General features: G+C 67.1%; 17 protein-coding genes. 2 read left to right on the top strand and 15 right to left on the bottom strand.

The genetic code is table 11. The features are described from left to right. Window positions 1-5 precede the first annotated feature (5 nt). A complete protein-coding gene (locus tag HU772_RS09720) occupies window positions 6-776 on the top strand; it encodes a substrate-binding domain-containing protein (protein ID WP_186660962.1) in 771 nt (256 codons plus the stop codon). On the opposite strand, the gene HU772_RS09715 is transcribed toward HU772_RS09720, so the two are convergent. The 3 genes from HU772_RS09715 to HU772_RS09705 all read right to left on the bottom strand — a co-directional run bounded on the left by HU772_RS09715 (window position 762) and on the right by HU772_RS09705 (window position 3,339). After that, window positions 762-1,670 (bottom strand): LysR family transcriptional regulator, encoded by a 909-nt coding sequence (locus HU772_RS09715; RefSeq protein WP_186660964.1) that lies wholly within the window; start codon window positions 1,668-1,670, stop codon window positions 762-764. The genes HU772_RS09720 and HU772_RS09715 overlap by 15 nt on opposite strands. A 94-nt stretch (window positions 1,671-1,764) precedes the next feature. Continuing rightward, window positions 1,765-1,959 (bottom strand): DUF1289 domain-containing protein, encoded by a 195-nt coding sequence (locus HU772_RS09710; protein WP_186660966.1) that lies wholly within the window; start codon window positions 1,957-1,959, stop codon window positions 1,765-1,767. A 57-nt stretch (window positions 1,960-2,016) separates the two neighbouring features. Further along, complete coding sequence (locus HU772_RS09705) at window positions 2,017-3,339, bottom strand: alpha/beta fold hydrolase (RefSeq protein WP_186660967.1); 1,323 nt, start codon at window positions 3,337-3,339, stop codon at window positions 2,017-2,019. Window positions 3,340-3,618: 279 nt separating this feature from the next. Between HU772_RS09705 and HU772_RS09700 the strand changes: the two genes are divergently transcribed. Next, the gene (locus HU772_RS09700; RefSeq protein ID WP_186660968.1) at window positions 3,619-4,083 is read left to right on the top strand and encodes a VOC family protein; all 465 of its coding nucleotides are present in this window, start codon (window positions 3,619-3,621) and stop codon (window positions 4,081-4,083) included. Here the strand turns inward: HU772_RS09700 and HU772_RS09695 are convergent. Genes HU772_RS09695 through HU772_RS09640 form a run of 12 tightly spaced genes read right to left on the bottom strand, consistent with a single transcriptional unit; the run spans window position 4,067 to window position 15,299 of the window. Further along, window positions 4,067-4,867: an enoyl-CoA hydratase/isomerase family protein gene (locus tag HU772_RS09695; RefSeq protein WP_186660970.1), complete on the bottom strand. Its 801-nt coding sequence runs from the start codon at window positions 4,865-4,867 to the stop codon at window positions 4,067-4,069. The genes HU772_RS09700 and HU772_RS09695 overlap by 17 nt on opposite strands. After that, window positions 4,867-5,574, bottom strand: a complete 708-nt coding sequence (locus tag HU772_RS09690) for an NAD(P)H-dependent oxidoreductase (RefSeq protein WP_186660971.1) — start codon at window positions 5,572-5,574, stop codon at window positions 4,867-4,869. The genes HU772_RS09695 and HU772_RS09690 overlap by 1 nt, the downstream gene beginning before the upstream one ends. Continuing rightward, window positions 5,571-6,065 carry a hypothetical protein gene (locus HU772_RS09685; RefSeq protein WP_186660972.1) on the bottom strand — a complete coding sequence of 165 codons (495 nt, stop codon included), beginning with the start codon at window positions 6,063-6,065 and terminating at the stop codon, window positions 5,571-5,573. Before HU772_RS09685 ends, HU772_RS09690 begins: the two co-directional genes overlap by 4 nt. Before the next feature lie 35 nt (window positions 6,066-6,100). Then, window positions 6,101-6,718 (bottom strand): c-type cytochrome, encoded by a 618-nt coding sequence (locus tag HU772_RS09680; RefSeq protein ID WP_186660973.1) that lies wholly within the window; start codon window positions 6,716-6,718, stop codon window positions 6,101-6,103. Continuing rightward, the gene (locus tag HU772_RS09675) at window positions 6,715-7,146 is read right to left on the bottom strand and encodes a c-type cytochrome (protein WP_225923119.1); all 432 of its coding nucleotides are present in this window, start codon (window positions 7,144-7,146) and stop codon (window positions 6,715-6,717) included. The genes HU772_RS09680 and HU772_RS09675 overlap by 4 nt, the downstream gene beginning before the upstream one ends. Window positions 7,147-7,149: 3 nt before the next feature. Next, window positions 7,150-7,674 carry a methylamine dehydrogenase light chain gene (locus HU772_RS09670; protein ID WP_186660974.1) on the bottom strand — a complete coding sequence of 175 codons (525 nt, stop codon included), beginning with the start codon at window positions 7,672-7,674 and terminating at the stop codon, window positions 7,150-7,152. Then, entirely contained in the window at window positions 7,671-8,273 is a 603-nt protein-coding gene (mauD, locus tag HU772_RS09665) for a methylamine dehydrogenase accessory protein MauD (protein WP_186660975.1), read from the bottom strand. The genes HU772_RS09670 and mauD overlap by 4 nt, the downstream gene beginning before the upstream one ends. Beyond that, window positions 8,270-8,824, bottom strand: a complete 555-nt coding sequence (locus tag HU772_RS09660; RefSeq protein ID WP_186660976.1) for a MauE/DoxX family redox-associated membrane protein — start codon at window positions 8,822-8,824, stop codon at window positions 8,270-8,272. The genes mauD and HU772_RS09660 overlap by 4 nt, the downstream gene beginning before the upstream one ends. Next, window positions 8,818-10,038, bottom strand: coding sequence for an amine dehydrogenase large subunit (locus tag HU772_RS09655; RefSeq protein ID WP_186660977.1), 1,221 nt, complete (start codon window positions 10,036-10,038; stop codon window positions 8,818-8,820). The genes HU772_RS09660 and HU772_RS09655 overlap by 7 nt, the downstream gene beginning before the upstream one ends. A 37-nt stretch (window positions 10,039-10,075) precedes the next feature. Continuing rightward, complete coding sequence (locus HU772_RS09650; RefSeq protein WP_186660978.1) at window positions 10,076-11,053, bottom strand: WD40/YVTN/BNR-like repeat-containing protein; 978 nt, start codon at window positions 11,051-11,053, stop codon at window positions 10,076-10,078. Window positions 11,054-11,066: 13 nt separating this feature from the next. After that, window positions 11,067-13,427 (bottom strand): efflux RND transporter permease subunit, encoded by a 2,361-nt coding sequence (locus HU772_RS09645; RefSeq protein ID WP_186660979.1) that lies wholly within the window; start codon window positions 13,425-13,427, stop codon window positions 11,067-11,069. Between the two features lie 45 nt (window positions 13,428-13,472). Further along, window positions 13,473-15,299: a DUF1302 domain-containing protein gene (locus tag HU772_RS09640; protein ID WP_186660981.1), complete on the bottom strand. Its 1,827-nt coding sequence runs from the start codon at window positions 15,297-15,299 to the stop codon at window positions 13,473-13,475. Between the last annotated feature and the right edge of the window lies 1 nt (window position 15,300).

Here is a 15,300-nt window from a genome sequence, read left to right as displayed (position 1 = left end):
CCCTGATGAGTCTTTTGCGCCAAGCATTGCTGGCCCTGGCCGCCTGCGTGCCGTGCGGCTTCACCTGGGCCGCCGACCTCACCGTGATGACCTCGGGCGGCTTCACCGCCGCCTACAACCGCCTCGGTCCACAGTTCGCCACCAGCAGTGGCAACACCCTGACCACCGTGCTCGGCCCCTCCATGGGCAAGGCGCCGGAGGCGATCCCCAATCGCCTGCAACGCGGTGAGTCCGCCGATGTGGTGATCATGGTCGGCTACGCCCTCGACGAACTGATCCACCAGGGCAAGGTGGCGGCCGACTCGCGGGTGGAACTGGCCGATTCGCGCATCGGCCTGGTGGTGCGGGCCGGGCAGCCCAAGCCAGATATCAGCACCACCGCCGGCTTGAAGAAAACCTTGCTGGCCGCCCGCTCGGTGGCCTATTCGGACAGCGCCAGCGGCGTGTACGTCGAGAAACAGCTGTTCGCCAAGCTGGGGATACAGCCGCAACTGGCACCGCGCAGCCGCATGATCGAGCGTATTCCGGTGGCCTCGGTGGTCGCCAAGGGCGATTACCAGATGGGCTTGCAACAGGTCGCCGAGCTGCTGCCGGTGCCCGGTGTGACCTTTGCCGGCAAGCTCCCCGAGGACGTGCAGTCGGTGACCCGTTTCGCCGCCGGCATCCCGAGCAACGCGCAGCACCCCGCCGAGGCGCGGCAACTGCTCGACTACCTGGCCTCCCCCCAGGTGCAAGCAACCGTGCAGGCCACCGGCCTGGACTCAGTGCCCCGGTAAGGTTCCGGGCAACAGCCGGATCAAGCGCTCGAACTCCAGGGCCGCGGGAGTCAAGGTACGCCCGCGGCGCTTGAGCACGCCCATCTGCCGGGTTACCTGCGGCTCGACCAAAGCCACCTGGGCCAGGATCGGATGCGTCCCCAGCGGCATGGCGATCGACGGCACCGCGGCGATCCCCAGCCCCGCCTCGATCAACCCCAGCAAGGTGGTTACATGCTGGGCCTCGCAGATGCTCTGCTTCTGCACCACCATGCCCGCCAGCGCGCGGTCCAGCACCAGGCGGTTGCCCGACGCCTTGCCGAGGCTGATGTAGTCGTGACGGTAGGCCTCGGCCCAGGTCACCTCGGCCTGGCGCGCCAGCGGGTGATCCTGTCGGCAGGCGATGACATAGCGCTCTTCGAGCAGGGGGCTGAACTCGATCTCCGGCGCCAGGTTGCCGGTGAAGCTCACGCCGAAATCCGCCTCGCCCGAGGCCACCGCCGCGCTGACCTCGTTGGCCGAGGCATCGAGCAGGCTGATCCTGACGTTGGGGTACTGGCCATGGAAGGCGCGGATCGCATGGGGCATGAAGTAGTAGGCCGCCGACGGCACGCAGGCGATGGTCAGGGTGCCGGTGCGCAGCGCCCCGCCATCACCAACACTGAGCAGGGCCAGGTCGAGGTCATCGAGCAAGCGCTCCACCTGCGGCAGGAACGCCCGCCCGACGTTGCTCAGCGCGACCTTGCGCGTGGTGCGTTCGAGCAGTTTCACGCCCAGCGCCGACTCGAGCTTCTCGATGCGTCGACTCAAGGCCGACTGGGTGATGCGGATCGCTTCGGCGGCGCGGCGGAAGCTGCCTTGCTCGACGACGGCGCGAAAGGCCTTGAGGTCGTTCAGGTCGAAGTTGATGCTCACCCTCGGGCTCCACGGGTTTGATCGAAAGTGTGCATCAATGGTATGGGCAATCGCTTGAGGGCGCCATGAGGCATTCGGCGAACACCGCCAGCCGCTACCCTCCCCGCCTGGCATTCTTTTTCAACACCGCCTTCAACCGCGCCGCAGCCCGCTGCACCGTGGCCATCTTCTCCGGGCGTTTCATCCCCCGCCACTTGCGGATCTCTTCGCGGGTACGGCCGCAACTCACGCACAGCTCGCTGTTGAGCTGGCAGAGGGAAACGCAGGGGGTATCGATGTCTTTGGCCATGGGCTGCTCCGGTCACGGCCGCGCATGATACTGCAAACGTCGCCCCCGCTCCCCCGTTCACTCAAGCTGCGCACGCGTGCGTCGCGCTGTCTGATAGTGATAGTCGAAACACTTGGCGAACTGAAACCCGCTTTCGTCGCGGCAGGCCTTGAGGTAGTCGCGGCCTTCGGTGCGTTCATAGATCGCCTTGCCCACCGCCGTGGCCAGGAACGCGATCACCTGATCGCCAAAGATATCGTTGTGGCTGCTGATGAAGGACTTGGAGGTATAGATGAAATTCACCGGCTCGTTGCTGTAGCACGGCATGCGTTGCACCTGTGGCCCGCCATTGTTGCCATCGGGCGTGCAGTAGCTGGTCAGCTCCCAGTCGCCGAACTTCACTCCCTCCAGCGCCTTGGTCGAGACCCCGGCGGAGTTCGGTTCAATATCCGTTATCCGCGCGGTGTGAAACAGGCTGTAGTTGCCGAGCGCCGTGGTATCCAGTGTTTCTTCGCGCAGCACGAACGGCATGCCGCGATAGCGGCGCTGAAGGTCGACCTGGCTCCAGCTCAGGTTGACCCCCAGCCACTGCCCCGGCGGGAAGAAGTAATGGGTGGCACTGTCGTTTTCCGAACTGATCACATACAGCAATGGCTGAGCCTGCGCCCCCGAAACACCGACCTTCAGGCTGTTCTCCTTGAGCAGCAACCCCTGGTCGGCCTCGATGGCGGGGTTGAGCATGATCACCGCATCGCCGAAAGCCCGCACCTTGTTGCCCAATTGCTGGTTATGCAGGCGTTCGAGCAACTGGTCATGCAGGGCGCTGAGGGTGATGGCACCGCCGAAGCTGTGGCCGACGATCACCAGGTAGTTCCTGTCCTTGCGGTCGATCTGTTCGAGCTGGGTGAGCAGGTCGGTGACACCACCGCGGCCAACTTCCTCGGCCACCGCCTTGCGGTCCCAATAGGTCAGGTTCTCGCTGCCCAGGCCATGCATCGACAGGCCGCGCCAACCGACATAGAGGCCAACCAGCTTGCGCTTGCCCAATACGCCGGACTGCGCCAGGTTGGCCAGTGCCTTGGTGAAGCTGACGACGTTGGCGTCCTGCTGGTCGGCGTTGTGCTTCCAGCCGTGGATAAAGACCACCATGGCCAGGTCGCCTTCGGCGGAGTAACCCTTCAGGCGCTCGATCAGCTTTTGTGTCCGATCCGGGAAGAAATCGTTGCCACGCTCGCTGTACTCGACGAAACCTATCTCGTAGTTCGGCTGCGTATGCAGCTCATAGTAACTGTGGCTACACGACACGATGGTGGCGCAAGTCACCACCTGGTCATCACGCAAAGGTTTGTTCATGGCGCAGGCTGCCAACAGGCAGACGCAGAGCATCAGCAGGATCTTCATGATCGTATTCACCAGGTCAGGGTCGAGCCGGCACGTGCCGCTGACGCGGTCACGCGGTCCAGGGCAACGGCATGCCCGTCACGGCGGATGGGCTACGAAGCGCAACGCAGGGGCAAGGGTGGCGGGTACGCGAGCAGCCATCGGCATGATGATCCCCACGGGGGTGACAGGCCCTTAATTCCGTTTAGACGCCCCCCGGACGTATGTCAAAGAGCCATGTCCACCGTTTGCGACTGTCCGCCCGACGGGCATACTGAACGCCCCCTCAGGAGCCTCGTCATGCAGCTCAAATTCAGCCATGTGGATGTACTGGTCGACCACCTCGAAACCGCCTGCGCCTATTACCAGCAGGTCCTCGGCGCCGAGATTTCCACCACCCAGGTCTGGGACCGCGGCGGCCTGCGGGTGCGCTACGCGGTGGCGCGCCTGGGCCAGGAGCGCTTCATGCTGGTCCAGCCGTCGGCGGGCAACCTGAGGACCCTGCTCGACCAGCACGGCGAAGGCATGATCTACCGCCACTGCTACTCCACCCCGGACATCGAGCAGGCCTACGACGAACTGCTGGCCAGGGGCGTGCAGCCCGAGGACGAGAACGGCCAGCCGCTGGCCCGCGCCGACCTGCAGTCGCCGGCCGGCGCGCGGATCCTCTGGTTGCCCAAGCGCTTCGGGCATTTTTCCATCGAAATTCTCGAAGAGCAGTCCATCGAGCGCTTCATCGAGGCGGCCTTCAACCCTGGGTCTTAGCGCCGAAGCATGGCGTGCGCCGGGCACGGAACGCCGCCACCCCCTCGGCGAAATCCGCCTGGGTGGACAACTGGGTGAACAGTGCCTGCTCGGCCTGCAACCCTGCGCCCAGGTCACGCTCCAGGCCCTCACGCAACAAGCGCTTGCTCGCCGCCTGGGCCGCGCCGGATCCGCAGGCCAGGCGCAGGGCCATGGCCTGCCCCGCTGCCGCCAGTTCCCCAGGCGCCACGACTTGCACCACCAGCCCCAGGCGCTGCGCCTCGGCGGCCGTCAACGGCGTGTCGAGCAGCGCCATCGCCAATGCCCGGTGCAAGCCCAACTGGCGCGGCAAGTGCCAACTGCCGCCACCGTCCGGGCTGATGCCGATACCGCCATAGGCCAACACCAGGCGAGCACTCTCGCTGGCGATCAGCAGGTCGCAGGCCAGCGCCAGCGACAGGCCGAAGCCAGCCACGGCACCTTCAAGCAAGCCCAGCACCGGACAAGGCAACCGGGTCAGGCCGAGCACGGCCTCATTGACCGCGCCCAGCAACTGGGTCACGCCGGCGACCTGGTCTTGCTGCGAGCCATCCAGCAACGCCTGGAAATGGTGAATATCGCCGCCGACCGAGAAGTGCCCGCCACGGCTGCGCAGCACCACCACCCGTGGCGGCTCGGCCGCCAGCTGCGCCACGCCATCGGCCAACGCCTGGGCCATGGCCAGGTCGAAGCTGTTGCGCTGGCCGGGGCGGTCCAAGGTCAGCCAGGCGATGCCCGCGCGGTATTCGAGCTGAACCGGGCGCATCAGGCCCCTCCCAGCGGGCGCAAGCTGGCATCGAAGTCGTCCAGCGACGGGAACTCCAGCGGCGGGCGCTCATCGAGGCTCAGCAGGTGCTGGCGATAGCGCTCCAGGCACTCGTGGCGGGCCGCCTCGCTGATGTACGGCACATGGTAGGCCACGAAGGGTGGCAGCACCGACAAGCCGACATAGCCCAGCACCCCACGCTGGATCGGCTGCAGCAATGTCTGCAGTTCGCCATGCACCGCGCCGGGGCCGAACATATGCGCCTGGCCGCCCAGGGAAAACGCCAGCATCGCCCGCTTGCCCTTGAGCCCACCACGGTCGTAGATGCGCGTGCCGCCATAGCAGAAGCCGGAGACGAACACCCGGTCGATCCAGCCCTTGAGGATGGCCGGCATGCCGAACCAGTAGATGGGGAAGTTGAGGATGAGCAGGTCGGCCCAGCGCAGCTTGTCCAGCTCGGCGGCGATGTCGGCGGCCAGGGTGCCGCCTTTGACCCCATGGCGCTGTTCCAGGGCATACACCAGGTAGTCCGGGTTGGCGCGCTGCTGGAAGTCGGCGGCACTGGCCACCGGGTTGAAGCCCATGGCGTACAGGTCCGATACCTGCACGGCATGGCCCTGGCCCTGCAGCACCGTTTGCGCCAGTCGGGCCATGGCGGCGTTGAAGGATTGCGGTTCGTGGTGGGCGTGGACGATCAGGACGTTCATGGCAACTCCAGCAGGGTGACACCGTTGTACTTGCGGAAAAATGCGTCGGCGCGACCAGTCACGTCGCGATAACGCCCGTTCAGGGCCAGGCCCATCATCTCCAGCTGCAACTGCTCCTGGTCGAGCATGTAGCCGAGAAAACGTCGGGCGTCGGCCGGCCCGCTGCACCCCAGGCCCTGGAGCCAGGCCATGTACTTCACGGTTTCGCGGTGCACCAGGCGCAGCAACAGGCCCTGCAGGGGGCGTGGCACCGAGGACACCAGCCAGGCTTTCAGGCGGGTCGTCAGGCGCGGGGTGGCGTCCAGCCCCCAGCGCTCGGCCGCGGCCTGGTAACGCGGTTGGTTGAACGCTTCGAGCTCGGCATAGGCTTGCCAGAAAGGATGCGCTGGCTGGCCTTCCAGGCGCCGGGCCATGCGCGTGACCGCCGCGTGGGCGAAGGCGCGGTTGGCCAGTTCGTGGCGCAGGCCCTTGAGGAATGTAGGTGATGGCATGGGGTTCACTTGCCTTGTATGTGTGGGGCGGTCGCCTAAGGCTGCTTGGCGGACGGTAGTGCGGCGATGTGGTCGAGCAACGCCTCGCGCTGTCCGTCGTCGCGCAGTTGCAAGGCAATGCCGCGCATCCAGATCGCCAGCTCGCTGGCGTGCTGTTCGCTGCCGCGCCTACCGTCGGTGAAGGCCTGCAGCTGCCGCGCGAGGTAGGCACGCTCGAGCAGCCGCAGGTTGGGCGTTTTCAGGTGCGCGAAACCTTGCGCCTGGGGGCCGTGGCAGGCGGCGCAGGTGCTCTGGTAGAGCGCGTGCCCTGCCCCGTCGCTGGCCATTGGCGTGGCTGGCGCACCGAGCCCGGCGAAGTACTGCGCCAGCAGCTGCTGGTCGCCCTCGCCCAGGCTGGCGGCGATCGCGCGCATCTGCCCACCGTAGCTGTCCTGTGGGTCGTAGCCACGGCGCCCGGCCTGGAAGTCGCGCAATTGCGCGAGCAGGTACTCGGCCTGCTGCCCGGCCAGGCGTGGCGCGCCAAGGGCCGGATTACCCTGGCCCTCGGCGCCGTGGCAGGCCACGCAGGTGGCTGCCTGGGGCGGTGACGGCGCGGCGTGGGTGGACAGGCTGGCGGCGAGTGCCAGCACCCCTGCACACAGGCGTGATCTCATCGGTCGATTTTTCCTTGTTCTTGTTTGGCAAGGCCTTGCAACAGGCGCTCGCGAATGGCGTTCACATCGCTGGGCACGGCCTGGCGCCAGCGCCGCACTTCGGCCCCGGTGTAAGCCTGGAAATCTGCGGGCAGGTGGCCGGGGTCGAAGCGCGCCAGCATCCAGTTGAGTACGTTGGCCAGGGCCTCGTCCGACAGCCCCGACAACGCCGAGCCGGGCACCTGCACCAGGTACTCGCGCCCGCCCGGCAGCGACAGGAACCGGCCCAGTTGGCCAGGAAAGGCCGGCACGCCGCGGGCGGGGTTGCCGCTGCCGTCGGGCAGGTGGCAGCCCTGGCAGTTGAGCATGTAGTCGAACTGGCGCGGCTCGGTGGCCCAGGCCGGCAGCGCCAGCACCCAGCACAACGCCCAGGGCAGTCGCCTGGCCACGCCCTACTCCTTGACCCCGATCACCACCGACAGCGAGCAGTGGTAGGGCATGTCGGCCTGGCTGCCGGAGCACCAGTTGAGGTCGTTGGAGCTTTGCGGGCGGTACAACGGCGTATCGCCCTGGTCGCGCTGGCACACGCAGCGGCCACAGTTGCTCTTGCCACAGCAGTCGTTGTACGAGATCACGTAGTCCTTGCCGTCGGTGGGGTTGCGGCAGGTGCCGATCCAGGTGATGTCCGAACGCACGGTGCCCGGCGGACAACTGCTGGAGGTCCCGCCGCAGCAACCACAAAGGAAGCCGTCGATGGCGCAGTGGCGCCAGTACTCGCAGCTGTTCGGGTCACCCGATTCCTGTAGCGCGGCACTGGACTGGGCGAAGGCGTCGCCGCGAAACACCGGCAGCAGGGTGGTCGCCCCGGCGCCGACCAGCAAGGTGCCCAGGCCGCCGAGGAAACCCCGGCGCGAGGTGCCGCGGGCGACGCGGCGGGTCAGCAGTTGGGTGGCTTCGTCGAACCAGCGGATCGTCATGACTGCAGCCCCTGTTGCGCGGCGTTGTAGGCCTGGACGGTGGCATGCCCCAGGCGCCGAGCTTCCAGCAGGCTCTCCAGGTGCTCGCGGGTGTTGACCAAGCCGTGGCTGGCGACCGTGCCGTGCTCGTCGATCAGCACGCCGTAGGGCAGCTTGCTGATCTGGTAGGCCAGGCCCACTTCTCGGGACAGCAGGTAGGGGAATGCCTGCAAGCCGTGGGCGGCGATGAAGGCCAGGTGCTCATCCGCTTCGCCATCGCTGGCCAGCACCACCCTCAGACGCTCCTGGCGGCGCAGCGCATCGAGCACCGGCAGCAGCGTCTTGCATACCGGGCATGTCTCGGAAAGGAAGAACAGCAAGGTGCCCTGCCCTTGCTGGTCGGTGCCACCCAGGCTGACCGAGCCTCCGGTCAGGCTGGCCAAGGTGAACACGGGCGCGGTGTCTCCGGCCTTGATCGCCTTGCCCAGGGACAACGCCCCCACCGGCTGGATGCGTTCGTGCAGCAGCCCGACCTGGCGCGCCAGGGCCCACACGGCAAGGGTCAGCATCAGGATGATCGCCCAGGACAGCAGGCTGGAAATGATCAGTGCGTAGGTCATGGCCGTTGCCTCGGGGTTGCACGGTTGGCGATCAGCTGGTTGGCCAGCAGGTACAGGGCGGCGACGCTGATGAAGGCGAACACCAGGGTGAAACCGTCGAGCCAGGTCAGCGGGCGTTCGCCCACCGTGGCCAGCAGGTTGCCGGCGGCCAGCGCCAGCAACAGGTTGCGCCAGACCAGCGCTTGGGACGGCGGCTGGCGGCGAGCGCCGAAATGGCAACCGCAGTCCTCGACGGCTGCCCCGTCGCTCACCGCCGCGGCCAGAACGCCGGCATACAGCACCAGCAACGCCAGCGCAGGCAGCGCCGCCAGCGGCCAGCACAGGCTCAGCAGCACGCCGACGGCGGCGAGCACCTCCAGCACCGGCAGCAGCTGCAGCCACAGCGCTGCCGCGCACCAGCGTCCCAGCACCTGCGCATAACGCCGCAACACCTCGGCGAACGCCCGCTGATCGTGCAGCTTGTGCAGCGCCGCAGCCCCCAGCAGCAAGGCCAGCCCCCCGGCACTGGCGACATGCACCAGGGGGTCGCGCAGCAGATCGAGGATCACCATGGCATCACCACATTGAGAAAGCCCAGGGGGATGTCGCCGACGCTGCGCAGGTGCTCGCCGCTGTCGGCGTCGTACAGGTTCACGCCCTGGCGCAGCAATGGCGTCAGCCCGGCCTCGCCCTGGGTGAGGTAGATCCACAGGGTGAACAGGCTCGGCATCGGCACGACCCAATCCAGGCTGTACAGCCGTGGTTGTGCTCCCTGGCTGACGCCGATGGCCGTGCTCTGTTCCTTGAGCGCCAAGCGTGCCAAGCGTTTGTGCGTGGCCACATCGAACACCCAGACCTCGGTGCCGGGCTTCTGGTAGTTCTCCGGCGCATCCTTGTGCATCAACACGAACAGGCGCCCACTGCGTTGGTGCAAGGCCACGCCGTGGTTACCCGCGATACCCCAGCCATCGGCACGCTCGGCATCGCTCAGCAACGACCAGCGCTGCTGCGCGCGCACGCCGTCGGCGGTCATGCCCAGGGCATACGCCTGGTTGTGCTGGGAGACGAAGTACCAGGTCTGGCCATCGCGCACGCCGGTGGTCAGCAGCAGGTCCTGCAGCGGATCGAACGCCGGCGCGGTGCGCTCCTGCAACGCCACCTGCCCCTGCTCATCCAGGCGCAGGTGGAAGAACCCGCCATTGCCACAGATGGCATAGAAGTCGCGCGGACCGGCCGGATAGATCGACGCACAGCCGGGGATCGGCACCTCGGTGACGAAGCGCTCGTGCGCCAGGTCCACCACCGAGATCGACTGCGCCGGGGTGAAGTTGAGCACCAACAGGAAGCGCTCGTCGTCGGACAGCACGCTCAAGCCCGTGGAGATCAGCGCGGTCATGCGCTTGGCCGGAATCGGGATCTCGCGCTTGGGGCTCAGGGTCCTGGCGTCGTAGACGGTGACCACATCGCTGCGCTGGCCGCGCACGCCACGGCTGAAATAGATCTCGGTGGCATACAGCTCGTCGCGACTGCGTGCCAGCTGCAGGCCGTTGGACCAGATACCGGTGCTCAGTTGGCCAAGGTTGCGGCCCTGGTCGTCGAACAGGTAGGCACGGCCATCGACCATATTCGGGGCGTTGCTGCCCCAGATCCAGAACCAGTGCTGGTCGCGATGGTCAGCCAGGACCTCGACCCGCGCCTGCTCCGGCACGAAGCCGGCAAGGGCCGGCGCGGCGGCGGCCAGCAGCGCCAGGACAGACAACAGATGACGCAAGGAATGCTTGTACATGGGGGCTCCGCAACAGGCGATGGGCCTGGGCTCGAGTCTATCGACGGGCATTTTCGGCGGCTTGGCGGGAGGTGACAGTGGCCTTGGCATCCGGCGCCAGGCTGTCGATCACCCCGGCGCCGCCGAACAACTGCAAACGCCCGGATTGCGTGGCCAGCGCGGCGATGTTCAAGCGGTCCTCGCGCTGGCTGACGGTGAAGTGCGTCAGCGCCGGGTCGGCAAGCGCCAGCAGCCCGGCGTTGCCCACCAGCACCACGCGGCCATCGTCCAGCTCGGCCACGGCACTGATCGCCTCGCGGCTGCCGCTGTCGAGCAGGCGCCAATGCTCGCCGCGCGCGTCGCCCAGCACCACCCGGCCGCTCATCCCGGCCAGCAGCACGCGGCCATCGCGCAAGCCGATGCCGGTCCACAGCGAGCCGCTGACGCCGGTGTCCAGGGGCTGCCAGGAGGCGCCCTGATCGCTGGAGCGATAGGCGTGCCCGGCTTCACCAGCGATATACAGGCTGCCATCGGCGGCCCTGAACACCTGATTCAGGTGGAAGTCATCGCCCTCCCCGCCCACCCGCAACGCCTGCCAGGTGGCGCCACCGTCGTTGGTGCGCGCGGCATAGCCATAGGCACCGACGACCAGGCCATGGCAGGCATCGGTGAACAGCACGGACAGCAGCACTGGCTTGCCGTCCAGGGACGCCTGCTGGGTCCACTGCTGGCCGCCGTCGACGCTGTGCAACAGCACCCCGCCATGGCCTACCGCCCAGCCCTGGCGCGCATCGATGAAGCTGACCGCGGTCAGCAGCCCGTCCACCGGCACGCTGCGCGCCTGGCGCCAGTGCTGGCCATCGCTGGACAGCGCCACCACGCCGTGATCGCCCACCGCGACCAGCCCGTCCCCGGCCCGGGCCACCGCCACCAGCGCTGCCTGGCGCACATCGCCCAGGGCGATCGCCGGCGCGCTCCAGGCCTGCCCCGCCGCCATCAACCCCATGACCAGGGGCAAGATTCCAAGCCTCTTCATCAGTAAGCCCTTCTCAATGAGCGGCCAGGGGCGCGCGAACCGGCCCCCGCCGCGGAACCAGCATTTCCAGAACCACCGCCAGGGCCGGCAGCAGGGTCACGGCCATCAGCATGTTGGCCATGAACATGAAGGTCAGCAGCAGGCCCATGTCGGCCTGGAACTTCAACGCCGAGAACGACCAGGTGGCCACCCCCACCGACAGCGTCAACGCGGTGAACACCGTGGCCACGCCCACTTCGCGCAGGGCCTGCTGGAAGGCGCTGACGATGTCGCGCCCAGCGGCCAGGTGCACTTGCAGGCGGTTGTAGATGTAGAAGGCGTAATCCACCCCGACGCCCACGGCCAGCACCATCACCGGCAGGGTCGCCACGGTCAGGCCGATGTCCAGCGCCTTCATGAACCAGTAGCCGAGGAAGGTCGCCAGGGTCAGCGGCAGGCAGCAGGCGAGCATGGCCCGCCAGTCGCGGTACACCAGCCCCACCAGCAGCACGATGGTCAGGTACACGTAGAGCATCATCGGCAGCTCGGAACCCTCCACCACCGCGTTGGTGGCGGCCTGTACCCCGGCGTTGCCGCTGGCCAGGCGCACCTTCACTCCAGCCAGCACGTGGCGTTCGCGGTAGTGCTCGACAGCCGCGGTTATCTGCTTGAGGGTGCTGGCCTTGTGGTCGGCCAGGTACAGGTTGACCGGCAGCACGGTGCACTCGGCATCGAACAGGCGCAGGGCCTCGGGCACCTGGCGCACGGTCTCGCCCAGGGACAGTTCATCGACCGGCAGCGCCGCCCATTTCGGGTTGCCTTCGTTCACCCCCGAGGCCGCCAGCTTGGCCATGGCCGGCAGCGCTTGCGCCGACAGCACCCCGGGCAAGGTACCCAGGTACCAGGTCAGACGGTCGACATAGGCCATCACGTCGTGCCGGTAGCAGCCACCCGCCGGGGTCTGCACGGCCACGGTGAACAGGTCCAGGCCGAGGGCGAAATGGCTGACCACCTGTTCCACGTCCTGGTTGTAGCGCGAATCGGCATGCAGCTCGGGCGCGCCCGGCAGCACATGGCCGACATGCCGGCCCTGGCTCTGCCATACCGCCAGCAGCATCAACCCCGCGCCCAGCAGCGTCACCCACACCGCGTTGCGCGGTTCGACGATACGCCCAAGGCCGGTCATCAGCCCTTCGCGGCGTGCCCGCAGGCGCTCGACCTTGGCCACGTAGCGGCCGTCGAAACGGCAATAGCTGGCCAGCACCGGCAGCATCACCAGGTTGGTGACGATCTTGTAGGCCACCCCCACCGAGGCGGTAATGGCCAGCTCGCGGATCATCGGGATCGGCACCAGCACCAGGGTCGCGAACCCGACGAAGGCCGTGATCAAGGCCAGGGTGCCGGGAATCATCAGGCCGACGAAACTGCGCCGGGCGGCGCTCATGCCATCGGCGCCGGCGCAGACTTCCTTGGCAATGAAGTTGACTTGCTGCACGCCGTGGGACACGCCGATGGCGAACACCAGGAACGGCACCAGGATCGCCAGCGGGTCGAGGCCGAAGCCCAGCAACGTCAGGGTGCCGAACTGCCACACCACCGACACCAGCGAGCACGCCAGCGGCAGTACCGTCAAACGCCAGGAACGGGTGTACCAGTAAACCGCCAACGCCGTGAGCACGAAGGCCAGGGCAAAGAACTCGACCACGCTGCGCGCGCCGGCGCCGATATCGCCCATCTGCTTGGCGAAGCCGATGATCTGCACGTCGAAGTCGGCGTCGGCGTACTGCGCCCGCACCTGTTCCTCCAGCTGGCGGCTGAAGGCCAGGTAATCGAGGCGCTTGCCCGTCACCGGGTCGGGGTCGGCCAGCTCCGCCACCACCATCGCTCCGCGCTGGTCGTTGGCCACCAGGCTGCCGACGAAGCCACCGGCCAGGGTGCGCTCGCGGATGCCGGCGATGGCCCGGGCATCGAGGTTGCCGACGGTAACGTCGCCGCCGACCACATCCTCGGCCTTCATGCCCTCTTCGGTGATCTGCACCGCGCGGGTGTTCGGTGTCCACAGCGAAGTCACGCTGCGCCGGTCGATGCCCGGCAGGAAGAACAGCGTCTGGGTCAGGTCGTGCAGACGGGACAGCGCCGTCGTGTTCCAGATATCGCCATGGCGCGCGCGCAGCACCACGATGACCCGGTTGGCGCCGAACAGCACCTCGCGGTACTGGTTGAAGGTCTTGATATAGGGGTGCTGCTGCGGCAGTTGTTTGTCGAAGCCCGCCGACATTTCCAGACGCGCGGCGAACAGGCCCATCACCAGGGTGACCACGGCCAGCAGGCCGAGGGTCGCCAGGCGATGGCGAAAGACCAGGCGCTCGAGCGCCGAGACCAGATAAGCCAGCATGGATAGCCTCCCCGCCACGCGCCTTGCCAGCGCGTGGCGGCCGGATCAGAAGGAGTAGGAAAGGTTGGCACTGACGAAGTCGCGGTCGGCCATCAGGTTGTTGTCGCCCCCGCCCCAATAGCGCACCCACTGCAGGCCGCCTTTCCAGCGATCGCGGTGGTTGAACAGCAAGGACGCGGTGAGCGACTTGCGTCCCTCGACGAAGGGCATGGCGTTGGGCGTGGTGCCCTTGACGTCATGGCTGAAGTCCAGCTGCGGGGTGACGGTGACGCCGCTGCCGAACAGGTTCGGGTAATTGACCCCGAACTCGGTGACGTAGCCCCACGAGGTGCGGTCGGGCAGCGAGTAGTCCGGCAGCACGTAGGGCACCTCGCCGGACAGGTCCAGGCCCGGATAGCGCACCAGCGCCACCTCGGCCAGCAGGAACCCATCGGAGGCGCCCAGGGCGCGGGGAATGAAACCCAGCGGGTCGTTGCCCGAGAAGGTGTAGGTGGCATTGATGTCGGCCTGCCACTTGCGCGTCTCGACGAAGCCCTTGTGCTCACCGGTGTCGAACACGCTGTAGCGGTTGTAACCGCCACTGAAGGCCTGGCCGAAGGGCACGGTGGGGTCGATGGCCACGCTGTCCCTGGGCCGCAACGACAGCTCGCCGGCGACCGCCACCGGCCCGACCAGGGTGCTCACGGACAGGCCGAACAGGTCCTTGTCCTCGCCGTAGTTGATGAAATAGTCGTCCACCACCAGGGCATCCGGGTTGCTCCGCGCCGTGTAGCCGACGAAGGGCAGCTTGTCGTGATAGCGCTGGTAGAACAGGCCGAACTCGGTGCCGATCGACTCGGCCATCCAGCGCAGCGCGACGCCATACTGGCCGCCGTTGCTGGCCTTGCGCTCGCCGCCGTAGGGCACCGCCAAGCCGCTGGCGACAATCTGCTCATGGCTCAGGCCGCTGCTGGCCGGATCGCCGCAGCGTCCAGTCGGGGTGCCGGCGCAAATGCCCGGTTGCAAGCCCTCGATGTAGTGCGTCGGGTAGTAGATCGCCCGGCGCCCTTCCCCGGCGATATCGACGCTGGAGAAATAGCTGCCCACCGGGTCCAGGTCGTAGGCATTCCATTTGAACTGGTAGTAGCCCTCCAGGCTCAGGGTGTCGCTCAGGCCCAGGCTGAACGAAGCCATGGGCGCCGGGATGAACACCTCTTTGAGCTGGGTGCCCGGAGTGTGGTACTTGGGCAGGCTCAGGGCGTTGATCTGGTTGATGCCGCCGCTGATGAACAGCTCCGCGCCCCAGCTGATCACCTGGTTGCCGACCTTGACCTTGGCCGGCATCTCGCCGAGATCGAAGCTTTTCGCCAGCCACAGATCGAGCAGGTCGAAACGCTGGGTGGCATCACGCCGGGCCGGGCCCCGCAGGTCGGTACGACGGGTATCGTCCATCTTCGTGTCGCGAGCCCAGGCGACCCGGCCCAATGCGCTCCAGCCCTCGCCAAAGCGCAGGCTCAACTCATGGGTGCCCTTGATGACCTGGGAGAACACATCGTGCTTGTGGTAGTTCAGGTTGCCGTCGTCGGCATTGGCGTAGTTGATGTCGGCGTTGGCGTAGCCGTTGCCACGCTCGAGGTTGTAGTAGCGGCCCAGCTCATTGCCAGTACCGGTATTGCAACCGCCACTGTTGCTCCCCAACAAGTGGCAGTCGGATGATTCCAGGCGACTGGCGAAACCGTAGGACAAGGTCGAGTCGAAACTGCCCGAGAGCCCGTCCTCGCTACCGAAGGTGAACGCCAGGCAAGGCTGTGCGCCAAGCAGGCCGACGGCCACCAGGGCCAGCGCCGGGCACGGGGCAGCCTTCGCCCATGCCCGCGAAGGGAGGTTGTTCATG

The organism is Pseudomonas xantholysinigenes (assembly GCF_014268885.2).
GTDB classification, from domain to species: Bacteria; Pseudomonadota; Gammaproteobacteria; order Pseudomonadales; family Pseudomonadaceae; genus Aquipseudomonas; species Aquipseudomonas xantholysinigenes.
The sequence above is the reverse complement of the archived record's forward strand: the minus strand, read 5'-3'. Positions and strand labels throughout refer to the sequence as shown.

What these genes read in the sequence shown, in the direction of transcription:
- HU772_RS09680 (WP_186660973.1), bottom strand. Translation starts at nt 6,718, where the DNA reads ATGAGATCACGCCTGTGTGCAGGGGTGCTGGCACTCGCCGCCAGCCTG.
- HU772_RS09640 (WP_186660981.1), bottom strand. Translation starts at nt 15,299, where the DNA reads ATGAACAACCTCCCTTCGCGGGCATGGGCGAAGGCTGCCCCGTGCCCG.
- HU772_RS09645 (WP_186660979.1), bottom strand. Translation starts at nt 13,427, where the DNA reads ATGCTGGCTTATCTGGTCTCGGCGCTCGAGCGCCTGGTCTTTCGCCAT.
- HU772_RS09655 (WP_186660977.1), bottom strand. Translation starts at nt 10,038, where the DNA reads ATGTACAAGCATTCCTTGCGTCATCTGTTGTCTGTCCTGGCGCTGCTG.
- HU772_RS09720 (WP_186660962.1), top strand. Translation starts at nt 6, where the DNA reads ATGAGTCTTTTGCGCCAAGCATTGCTGGCCCTGGCCGCCTGCGTGCCG.
- HU772_RS09700 (WP_186660968.1), top strand. Translation starts at nt 3,619, where the DNA reads ATGCAGCTCAAATTCAGCCATGTGGATGTACTGGTCGACCACCTCGAA.
- HU772_RS09670 (WP_186660974.1), bottom strand. Translation starts at nt 7,674, where the DNA reads ATGACGATCCGCTGGTTCGACGAAGCCACCCAACTGCTGACCCGCCGC.
- HU772_RS09710 (WP_186660966.1), bottom strand. Translation starts at nt 1,959, where the DNA reads ATGGCCAAAGACATCGATACCCCCTGCGTTTCCCTCTGCCAGCTCAAC.
- HU772_RS09660 (WP_186660976.1), bottom strand. Translation starts at nt 8,824, where the DNA reads ATGGTGATCCTCGATCTGCTGCGCGACCCCCTGGTGCATGTCGCCAGT.
- mauD (WP_186660975.1), bottom strand. Translation starts at nt 8,273, where the DNA reads ATGACCTACGCACTGATCATTTCCAGCCTGCTGTCCTGGGCGATCATC.
- HU772_RS09685 (WP_186660972.1), bottom strand. Translation starts at nt 6,065, where the DNA reads ATGCCATCACCTACATTCCTCAAGGGCCTGCGCCACGAACTGGCCAAC.
- HU772_RS09690 (WP_186660971.1), bottom strand. Translation starts at nt 5,574, where the DNA reads ATGAACGTCCTGATCGTCCACGCCCACCACGAACCGCAATCCTTCAAC.
- HU772_RS09650 (WP_186660978.1), bottom strand. Translation starts at nt 11,053, where the DNA reads ATGAAGAGGCTTGGAATCTTGCCCCTGGTCATGGGGTTGATGGCGGCG.
- HU772_RS09695 (WP_186660970.1), bottom strand. Translation starts at nt 4,867, where the DNA reads ATGCGCCCGGTTCAGCTCGAATACCGCGCGGGCATCGCCTGGCTGACC.
- HU772_RS09705 (WP_186660967.1), bottom strand. Translation starts at nt 3,339, where the DNA reads ATGAAGATCCTGCTGATGCTCTGCGTCTGCCTGTTGGCAGCCTGCGCC.